Source organism: Pedococcus sp. P1_H8 (genome assembly GCF_056405175.1).
Window position 1 is genome coordinate 1 of sequence record NZ_JBFUCP010000457.1, and the last position, 366, is coordinate 366.

Sequence of the window (366 nt, forward strand, 5' to 3'; positions counted from 1 at the left end):
CTACGCGGACAGGCTGTCGCAGGGTACGGTCGAAGGCGAGCGCATTCGCCGTGTCGGGGCGCAGGTCCGCATCGGAATGTGGTTGTGGCTATAGATTTGTCCGGGAGGTCTCCCGGATCGGTCGGACTGAGGAGGAGAAACGGTGAGCGAGAACGACAACGACGCGGTTCTTGGGGAAACGCCGGCAGAAACCACGTCGGTTTTCCGCGCGGATTTCCTCAGTGAACTGGACGGCACGGCGACCGCCACGCCCGCCGCCGAGGCGCCGGTTTCCGGGGTGGAGGGTCTGCCTGTCGGTTCGGCGCTGCTCGTCGTCAAGCGCRGCCCCAACGCCGGATCGCGGTTCCTGCTGGACCAGCCGACCAC

The 366-nt window shown here is 66.6% G+C and carries 1 pseudogene; it reads left to right on the top strand.

From position 1 onward, the window contains the following. Window positions 1-142: 142 nt before the first annotated feature. Window positions 143-366, top strand: a pseudogene (locus AC1DYG_RS20825) (glycogen accumulation regulator GarA); the annotation flags it as partial.